8 protein-coding genes are annotated in these 8,751 nt (G+C 73.5%); 2 read left to right on the top strand and 6 right to left on the bottom strand.

Annotation, left to right across the window (positions count from 1 at the left end; translation table 11 throughout):
• Positions 1–245: 245 nt before the first annotated feature.
• From QCD68_RS11650 to QCD68_RS11625, 6 genes are all read right to left on the bottom strand, one after another.
• Positions 246–977: an ABC transporter ATP-binding protein gene (locus QCD68_RS11650; RefSeq protein WP_301223127.1), complete on the bottom strand. Its 732-nt coding sequence runs from the start codon at positions 975–977 to the stop codon at positions 246–248.
• A complete protein-coding gene (locus QCD68_RS11645; protein WP_301223126.1) occupies positions 974–1,117 on the bottom strand; it encodes a hypothetical protein in 144 nt (47 codons plus the stop codon). Before QCD68_RS11645 ends, QCD68_RS11650 begins: the two co-directional genes overlap by 4 nt.
• The gene (locus tag QCD68_RS11640; RefSeq protein ID WP_301223125.1) at positions 1,117–2,673 is read right to left on the bottom strand and encodes an ABC transporter permease; all 1,557 of its coding nucleotides are present in this window, start codon (positions 2,671–2,673) and stop codon (positions 1,117–1,119) included. Before QCD68_RS11640 ends, QCD68_RS11645 begins: the two co-directional genes overlap by 1 nt.
• Positions 2,674–2,813: 140 nt before the next feature.
• Positions 2,814–3,557 carry a glycosyltransferase gene (locus tag QCD68_RS11635; protein WP_301223124.1) on the bottom strand — a complete coding sequence of 248 codons (744 nt, stop codon included), beginning with the start codon at positions 3,555–3,557 and terminating at the stop codon, positions 2,814–2,816.
• On the bottom strand, positions 3,554–5,002 hold the full coding sequence (locus QCD68_RS11630; RefSeq protein WP_301223123.1) for a bifunctional PIG-L family deacetylase/class I SAM-dependent methyltransferase: 1,449 nt from the start codon (positions 5,000–5,002) through the stop codon (positions 3,554–3,556). Before QCD68_RS11630 ends, QCD68_RS11635 begins: the two co-directional genes overlap by 4 nt.
• The gene (locus QCD68_RS11625) at positions 4,996–6,108 is read right to left on the bottom strand and encodes an acyl-CoA dehydrogenase (protein WP_301223122.1); all 1,113 of its coding nucleotides are present in this window, start codon (positions 6,106–6,108) and stop codon (positions 4,996–4,998) included. Before QCD68_RS11625 ends, QCD68_RS11630 begins: the two co-directional genes overlap by 7 nt.
• A gap of 105 nt (positions 6,109–6,213) precedes the next feature.
• Between QCD68_RS11625 and QCD68_RS11620 the strand changes: the two genes are divergently transcribed.
• Positions 6,214–6,954 carry a response regulator transcription factor gene (locus QCD68_RS11620; RefSeq protein WP_111074336.1) on the top strand — a complete coding sequence of 247 codons (741 nt, stop codon included), beginning with the start codon at positions 6,214–6,216 and terminating at the stop codon, positions 6,952–6,954.
• A 14-nt stretch (positions 6,955–6,968) separates the two neighbouring features.
• The gene (locus tag QCD68_RS11615; protein WP_301223121.1) at positions 6,969–8,504 is read left to right on the top strand and encodes a sensor histidine kinase; all 1,536 of its coding nucleotides are present in this window, start codon (positions 6,969–6,971) and stop codon (positions 8,502–8,504) included.
• Positions 8,505–8,751 lie beyond the last annotated feature (247 nt).

The following is an 8,751-nucleotide window of genomic DNA, read 5'->3' as shown; positions in this document are numbered from 1 at the left end:
GGGGGGGGCCCCGGCCCCGGGCCCGGGGGGGCCCCGGCCCCGGGGGGGGCGCCCCCCCCCCCCCCCCCGGCCCCGGGGGGGGGGCGCCCGCGGCCCCCGCCGCGCCGCGGCGGTCGCCGCGCCGCCGCGCCGCGGCTTCGTGGAACACCGGTGTTCGTCCGTCGCGCCGCGGAGATCCGCGGTGTGACACACGAACACCGGTGTTTTGCCGCCCCGCCCCGCCCGCCCGCCAGCCGGCGCCGCGACTAGACCTCGCGGACCTGCCCCTGCTTGATGTGCAGCCGACGCTCTGCGCGCCGCGCCACCCACGAGTCGTGCGTCACGATGACGACCGTCAACCCGCGGTCCTTCCACTGCCGCTCGATGAGCCCCATGATCTCGTCGCGGGTGCCCTCGTCGAGCGCCCCGGTCGGCTCGTCCGCCAGCAGGACCGTCGGGTCCTTCACCAGGGCGCGGGCGATCGCGACGCGCTGCTGCTGACCGCCGGAGAGCTCGGCCGGCAGGTGGTCGAGCCGTTCCTCGAGGCCGACCTCGCGCAGGGCGGTCGTGGCCCGTTCGCGGACCTCGGCCCGGGAGCGGTTCGCGAGGCTGCCCGCGAACGCGGTCTCGACGTTCTCGAGCGCGGTCAGGGTCGGGATGAGGTTGAAGCTCTGGAACACGAAGCCGATCTCGGTCGCCCGGACGTCGGTGAGCGCCCGGTCCCCGAGTACGGCGACGTCCCGGTCACCCAGGAACACCGAACCGCTGCTCGGCCGGTCGAGCGCACCGAGCATCTGCAGCAGCGTCGACTTGCCGCCGCCGGTCGGTCCCTGCACCGCGACGAGCTGCCCCTGCGGGATCTCGAGGTCGACCCCGGCCAGCGCGGTGACGGTCCGGTTCTTCTGCCGGTACGTCTTGGTCACGCCCGACAGCCGGTAGACGGGCCGGGAGGCGGTGGGCACACCGCCCGTGGCGGCTGCGGTCTCGGTGGTGGTCACGATGGCTCCTCGGTCGTCGGGATGGTGCGGTCGGTCGTCGGGATGGGGCGGTCGGTCGTGCGGGTCGTGTGGCTCGTGTGGCTCGTGTGGGTCGCGCTGGTGCCGGCCGGGTCGGTCGGGGTGCGCCGGTCGGCTGACATCACGCCACGCTCCGCAGTGCTTCCGCCGGGCGGAGCCGGGAGGCCCGCCACCCGCCGAGCGCGCCCGCGAGCAGCCCGCCGAGGACCGCGAGCCCGATGGCGAGCAGGATCACCTCGACGGTGACCGGGGCGTGCAGGACGACGTCCGTGGTCGCCGCCGTCTGCCCGCCGCCGCCGAAGCCGCCCGCGGGAGCGCCACCGGTCGTGCCGCTGCCGGCCGCCGCCGTCGCGGCTGCGCCGGGCATCCCGCCACCCGCGCCGGGACCGGTCCGGGTGCTGGTGGCGGCGCTCGCCGAGACCGTGGGGGCGATGACGTTCACGACGAGGATGCCGACGAGGCCGGTCGCGGCGCCGATGACACCGCCGATCAGTCCCTGCACGAGCGACTCGCCCGCGACCTGCCGCGTGATGCGGCCGTTCGACCAGCCGATCGCCTTGAGGGTGCCGAACTCACGAGTGCGGCGTGTGACGCCGGAGACGGTGAACAGGATCGCGATGAGGAACGCCGCCGCCAGGACGACGATCGACAGCCACCGGCCGAGGTTCGACACCAGGGTCGACGCCGTCGCCAGGGAGCCGGACACGCTCGAGGCGAGGTCGGACTCGGTGGAGACGGTCGCGCTCGACAGCTCCTTCTGCAGGGCGGTCTTGATCGTCGCGACGTCGGAGGACGACTCGGCGGAGACGTAGACGGACGTCACTTTGCCGGACAGGTCGGCGAGCGTCTGCGCGGTGTCGAGCGGGATGTACGTGTTCGAGCCGGTGGTGGACGCCGACCCGGTCGAGGCGACGATCCCGATGACGTCGAAGGTCTTCCCGCCGATCGAGACCGTGTCGCCGACGGCCTTCGACTCGCTCTTCGCGTACGCCGCGTCGAGCACGACGACGTCCTTGCCGGCGTCGGCCGTTGTGAAGGTGCGACCCTTCGTCGTCTCGGTGCTGGTGAGCGGGCCGACCGTGTCGCCGGAGACCGGGATGCCGGTGACCGTGAACGAGTCGACGCTGAACGAGCCGCCGCCGAAGCCACCACCGCCTTGGCCGGTGCTGCTCTGGCCCGTGCTGCTCTGGCCGGTCCCGCTCGGTGGGCCGCCCTGCGCCGCACCGTCGCTGCTGCTGCTGCCGTCGCTCTGCTCGACCCGGCCGGAGAACGTGCTGTTCTCGAGCGTCAGGACGCCGGTCGCGGCCGCCACCCCGTCGGTTCCGGCGACCGTCGCCACGTTCGCGGCGGTCAGGGTGCTCGTGCCGCGGGACACCGCCAGGCGGGACTGGGACAGGTCGGTGGAACCGCTGCTGCTGCTGCCCGACGAGCCCTGGTCGCCGAAGTCGAACGACGGCCGGCCGGTGCTGCTGGACGTCGGGGTCTCGGTCTTCGTCACGGTGATGTCGGTGCCGACGCCGTACACGGATGCCAGGACGCTCGACTGGGCGGACTGCACGCCGCTCGCGATCGACGAGACGATGACGACGAGCGCGATGGCCAGCGCCATCCCGACCGCGATGATGACCGTCTGCTTCTTGCGGTTCGTGAGTTCGCGCCTGAGGTAGGTCAGGAACATGGTTCTCCTCGGTGGGGGCCGACCCGGGAGCACCGGTCGCGCGGATCACGCGGCGGGGGCCGACGAGGAGAACCTAGGAACGGCCACCAAGGGCGGCCCTTCGGTCCGCTATCAGAACGGTAAGGAGGGACGAGGACTGGTCAGGAGGCGTCGCCGTAGGTGCGGCGGAGGTGCTCGGCGTAGCCGCCCGGCGTCCGGCCGTCGAACCGACCGCTGGTGACGACCGGGAGGCTCGTGGTCGCGTCCACTCGCAGCCCCAGCGCGCGGGCGCGCGCCACCAGACGGACGTCCTCGTGCTCCGGCACCGGGTCGAAGCCGCCCAGGGCACGGTAGGCATCCGCGCGGATGCCGAGGTTCGCTCCGTGCACGTGGCCGAGGGTCGCCCCGGGCGGGTGGGCCGCCTGCCACCGGGCGAGGACCACCGTGTCGAGGTCGTCCGGGTCCGGCACCACGGCACCGACGAGGACGTGTGTGCCGGCGACGAGGGCATCGAGCTGCTGCACGAGCCACCCCGCCGCGACCCGCGAGTCGGCATCGGTGTGGGCGAGCCAGCGACGGTCGAGGTCGTCGTCGCCGTCCGAAGGGAGGGCTCGGGCCGGCGGGAGGGGTCGGGCCAGGGCGTGGGCGGCACCGAGTGACCGTGCCCGACCGACCCCGACGTGGTCGGTGACCAGCGTCTCGAGCCACGGGGACCCGGCGGCGACGGAGGCGACCAGCACGGCGGTGTCGTCGGTGCAGCCGTCCATGACGACCGTGACGTGGACCGAGGCCTCGGGGTGCTGGTGCTGGAGGGTCGTGACGGCGGTGGCCAGGGCCTCCAGGCAGGCGACGATCCGGTCCTGTTCGTCGTGTGCCGGGACGACGACGTCGAGCCGGAGCGTCACCGGACGAGTCCCTCGGTCCGGGCGACGCTGGCGACGGCCGGACCGGGCAGGACGCTGAGGACGAAGTCCGGCTCGACGTGGCGGACCAGTGCCGGGCGGGGCCAACGTGCGGCCAGGTGCGCGTCGACCATGTCCCCGTCGGTGACGGCGTCGCTGTCCGGGTGCCGCCAGTGGCAGGCGACGAGGACACCGTCGTCGTCGAGTGAGGCGAGCACACGGTCGATCGTGGCGTCGAGGTCGGCGGGGGAGAGGTAGTAGCCGACCTCGGACATCACCACGAGGTCCCAGCGGCCGGCCGGCCACTCGGCGGGCAGGGCGGCCTGGACGAACTGTGCGGACGGCGCTCGCCGTCGGGCGCGCTCCAGCGGGGCACGCGAGATGTCGGTGCCGAGGACGGAGTGTGCCCGCTCCGTCAGCGCCGCGGTGAGGACCCCGGTGGCGCAGCCGAGTTCGAGCGCGGACCGGTAGCGGCGTCGGGGGAGTGCGGCCAGGGTCACGGCACGCTTCCGCTGCTCGTACCAGGAGCCGTCGAAGTCCCAGCCCTCGGGCTTCCGGTCGTAGTGGGCGTCGAAGGACTCGCGGGAGCGGGAGGCCGTCGTGTGCTCGGTGGTGGTGTCGGTGTCGGTGTCCGCGACGCTCGGGCCCACGAACCACTCCTGGTCGCGGAGGTGGTGCCGGGCGTGCCGGTCGTCGACGATCGCCTCGTCCCCGGGCGCCGGCGAGAGGGGGCGGACCTGCGAGGCATGGGCGTCGAGTGCCCGGCGCTTCCGGTCGAGCGCGGCCGTCGACAGCGGCAGGGCGCGGAGTCCGGCGACGGGCAGGGCCGGTGCTGCCGGGTCGTCCCAGTGCCACGCCCAGACGGGGTAGGACAGCAGGTCGACGCCGGGGGTCTCGGCGGCGAGGCGCTCGGCGACCTCGCCGGCGATCCGGTGGTCACGATGGCCGTCGCCCTGCCAGGGGGCGACGAGCAGGGTACGGCCGGGTGCTGCGGGGCCGGTTGCGGCGGGGCCGGTTGCGGCGGAGCCGGGTGCTGCGGAGCCGCTCGGCAGGTGCTCGGTGAGGGCGTGTGCGAGCACCTCGGCGTGCTCGCGCAGTCCGCCGTCCGGCACGTCCAGGACGGTGGACGTCACCGCGGGGTGCAGTGCGTCCAGTGCTGCGCTGAACTCCGCGGTCCGACGGACGCGGAGCTGATCGGGCGTGGTCGTGGGGGAGTCCGGGTGCGACCCCTCACCCCGGCTGACCAGGACGACGTGCACCGGCAGTCCGGCCTCCGCCGCGATCGCGATGAGGCCGCCGGCACCCAGGGTCTCATCGTCGGGGTGCGGCGCGACGACGAGCACCCGGTCGTACCCGTCGAGCGCGATCGGCGTCGAGTCGACGCGGGCGAGCACGGGCGTCCAGGCGTCCGGGTCGGTCCCCGGCGCCCGGTGGTCGAAGCTCACCACGCCACACCGCCGCGCTCGAGCACCATCCGGCCGATGCGGGCGAGGTCCCGGTCGCCGTGGTCCTGCAGCACGTAGAGCTCGAGGTCGGCGACCCGCGCGGCGACGGCCGGGTCGCTGGTCAGCGGGCCGGGGCCGATCGACCGGACGACCTGGGTCCGGACGGCGTCCACGGCCCGGCGCACCCGGGAGCGGACCACCTGGGCGAGGAGCGGCCAGTCGGTGGCGTCGTCGGCCGTGCCGGCGCTGTCGTCGATCCGGCGGGCGGCGCTGGCGAGGGCGTCCTCGGCGTCGGCGAGGTCGGCGACCACCGAGCCCAGTGCGGCCCGCAGCAGTTCGGACTCCGGTCGCGCGGCGGCGTGTGCACGGAGCACCCGCGCCAGCCCGACCGCTCCGCCCCACCAACACGCGGCGACGCCGATGCCACCCCAGGCGAAGCCCGGACGGCGGAGGTACCAGCCGGGTTCGCCCACCGCGCTCGCCCGGACTGCGGTGAAGTCGACCGGACCACTCGGCACGTCGGGCAGGCCGCGGGCGACCCAGACGTGGTCGTGCGGAACGACGCCGGTCTGGCGGAGCGACACCGCGACGAGCCGACGTTCCTGGCCGACGTGCGCGGTGACCAGGGCATGCGAGAGGGTCGACGCCAGCGAACACCAGGGCTTCGTGCCGTCCAGGACGACGCCGTCCGCGGCGTCGATGTCGGTTCCGGCGTCCGTGTCGGCAGCGGCGTCGCGTGCCTCGAGGCGGAGGCCCGGGGCCTCGGCCGCGTAGACACCCCACGTCGACCCCGCGGGGACCTCCACCCCGGCCTGCGCCAGGATCGTCAGCGCGTCGAGGTGCGGCTCGACCACCCGGGCGGTCGCGACGTCCGCGGCGGCGACCGCCGCGAGGGTCGCGAAGACCTGGCCGGCGGTCCCGGCGACGAGCGGCGGGGTGGTGGACGCGAGGGTCTGCGCGACGGCCAGCCGGTGCGGCGGGGGTGGGACGGGCCTCCCGGCGGAGCGCGCGTCCGCGGCCGTGGGATCGGCGGAACCGTGCACGAGGGCGGTGATCGCAGCGGTGTCGACGTGCCGCGCACCGTCGGGCCAAGCAGGGAAGACCAGCATCGTCGCCAGGCTAACGACGCGTCGATCCACATCGCGAGGTCGATCCACAGGGCGCACTGGGACGGGCCACAGACGGCTCATAGGAATCTCTCGATACTCGAAGACGTGACCATCTCGCAGCCCTCCGCACCCCCGCGCCTCACCCGTGCCGACGGTTCGCCGTTGCGCATCCTGGTCGTCGACGACGAAGCCAGCCTCACCGACCTGCTCTCGATGGCCCTCCGCTACGAAGGCTGGGACGTCCGCAGCGCGAACGGCGGCCAGGACGCCCTGACGAAGGCACGGGAGTTCCACCCGGACGCCATGGTGCTCGACGTGATGATGCCCGACCTCGACGGGCTGCAGGTCCTCAGCCGGCTGCGCCAGAACAACGACGACACCCCGGTGCTGTTCCTCACCGCGAAGGACTCCGTCGAGGACCGCGTCACCGGACTCACCGCCGGCGGCGACGACTACGTCACCAAGCCGTTCTCGCTCGAAGAGGTCGTCGCACGCCTCCGCGGCCTCATCCGCCGCTCGCAGATCTCCGTCAGCGAGGCCGGGGACTCCCGCATCGTCGTCGGCGACCTGGTGCTCGACGAGGAGTCGTACGAGGTCACCCGGGCCGGCCGCACGATCGAACTCACCGCGACCGAGTTCGAGCTGCTCCGCTTCCTCATGCGCAACCCGCGTCGCGTGCTGTCGAAGGCGCAGATCCTGGACCGGGTGTGGTCGTACGACTTCGGTGGCAAGTCCTCCGTCGTCGAGATCTACATCTCCTACCTGCGCAAGAAGATCGACGTCGGCGAGGAGCCGATGATCCACACCGTGCGTGGCGTCGGCTACGTGATCAAGCCCACCGTCTGAACCGGGCGTTCCGCATGACCCTCCGTCGTCGGCTCGTCCTGAGCATCGTCGCCCTGGTCGTCGCCGTCAGCGCGGTGATCGGCGGCGGCAGCATCATCGCGCTGTTCTCCATCCAACGATCGGCGATCGACGAGCAGCTGCAGTACGCGACGACCCGAGCGCAGCGGTCGGTCGAGCAGCAGGGGCCGAACGGGCCGGAGTTCGGACGCCCGTCAGCGCAGTCGGCCGGCACGCTGACGGTGTACATCCTCGACGGCAACGCGGTCGTCGGCAGTCTGCTCGACAACTCGGGGCAGGCCGAGCGCCTGTCGAGCGCCGTGGTCCGACCCCTGAGCGGACTGGCCGTCGACGGTCAGCCGCACACCATCGACCTCGGTTCCGACCTCGGGCGCTACCGGGTGACCGCAGCCAACGTCGGACCGGCCGTGCTCGTCGTCGGCCTGCCGCTCGCCCCGGTGTACGAGAGCGTGTGGAAGCTGCTCGGCGTGGTGCTCGTCGTCACCGTGCTCGCCCTCCTCGTCGCCTCGGCGGTCGCCACCGCCGCCGTCCGACGGGCGCTCCGGCCACTCGACCGCGTCGCGGAGACCGCCTCGACCGTCGCCCGGATGCCGCTCGACCGCAGTGACGCACTCGACGGCGTCCGTGTGCCCGATGCCGATCCGGGCACCGAGGTGGGCCGCGTCGGCACAGCGTTCAACCGGATGCTCGGACACATCGGCAACGCGATGCAGGCCCGCGAACGGTCCGAACAGAAGGTCCGGCAGTTCGTCGCCGACGCCTCGCACGAACTCCGGACGCCCCTGGCCTCGATCCGCGGGTACGCCGAACTCACCCGACGGATGGGCGCCGACCTGCCGCCGGACGTCGTCTACGCGATGAGCCGGGTCGAGTCCGAGTCCGTCCGGATGACCTCGATGGTCGAGGACCTGCTGCTCCTGGCCCGCCTCGACGAGGGCCGCGAGATCCAGTTCGACGACGTCGACCTGACCGGCCTGGTGCTCGACGCCGTCAACGACGCGCACGCGGCCTCGCCGGACCACCCGATCGAGGTCGACCTGCCCACCGAACCCGTCGGGGTGGTCGGTGACGCGGCACGCCTGCACCAGGTGATCGTCAACCTGGTCACCAACGCCCGGACCCACACGCCGGACGGCACGCGCATCACGGTCGGCATCGCGCCGGCGCCGGACGGTGGCGTCGACCTGACCGTCCGCGACGACGGGCAGGGGATCGACCCGGAGTTCCTGCCGAAGCTCTTCGAACGGTTCGCCCGCGCCGACAGCTCACGCTCCCGGACCGCCGGGTCGACCGGACTCGGGCTCGCCATCGTGGACGCCGTCGTGCAGGCGCACGGCGGGCGGGTGAGCGTGACGAGCGAACCGGGGGACACGGTGTTCACGGTGCACCTGCCGGCGCGGCGGGTGGACGGTGCGGATGCCGGGTCCGCGGATGACGGTGCCGCGGGTGCGGATGCGGGTGGCGGCGCCGCCAGTGCTGCCGATGCCGCCCCTCCGGCCTGGGCCGGGGTGCCCGACCGCTCCGGAGGGTGACCGGCGGGGCGGGCGGGGGCGTGCCTCCCGTCCGGACCCGCTCTCGGAACCGGCGCTTCCGGACCGAGGCCGCGGTGTGGTACGGTTCTGTTCAGCCAAAGACCGCTGGTCGTCGCTGCCGTGTTCACGCATGGACAGTGGCCGAAGGTCCTCGTCACGAGGGCGCCCGCGCAGGTGTTCAGAACCACTCCTACACATCGTGTCGGAGCAGCTCCGAGCCTCTGCGCCGGAGCTTTTTTCGTGTGCG

This window comes from Curtobacterium sp. PsM8 (assembly GCF_030433875.1).
Lineage (GTDB): Bacteria > Actinomycetota > Actinomycetes > Actinomycetales > Microbacteriaceae > Curtobacterium.
The sequence above is the reverse complement of the archived record's forward strand: the minus strand, read 5'-3'. Positions and strand labels throughout refer to the sequence as shown.

Coding starts and splice junctions, on each gene's coding strand:
- QCD68_RS11645 (WP_301223126.1), bottom strand. CDS start 1,117: ATGTCAGCCGACCGGCGCACCCCGACCGACCCGGCCGGCACCAGCGCG.
- QCD68_RS11640 (WP_301223125.1), bottom strand. CDS start 2,673: ATGTTCCTGACCTACCTCAGGCGCGAACTCACGAACCGCAAGAAGCAG.
- QCD68_RS11625 (WP_301223122.1), bottom strand. CDS start 6,108: ATGCTGGTCTTCCCTGCTTGGCCCGACGGTGCGCGGCACGTCGACACC.
- QCD68_RS11615 (WP_301223121.1), top strand. CDS start 6,969: ATGACCCTCCGTCGTCGGCTCGTCCTGAGCATCGTCGCCCTGGTCGTC.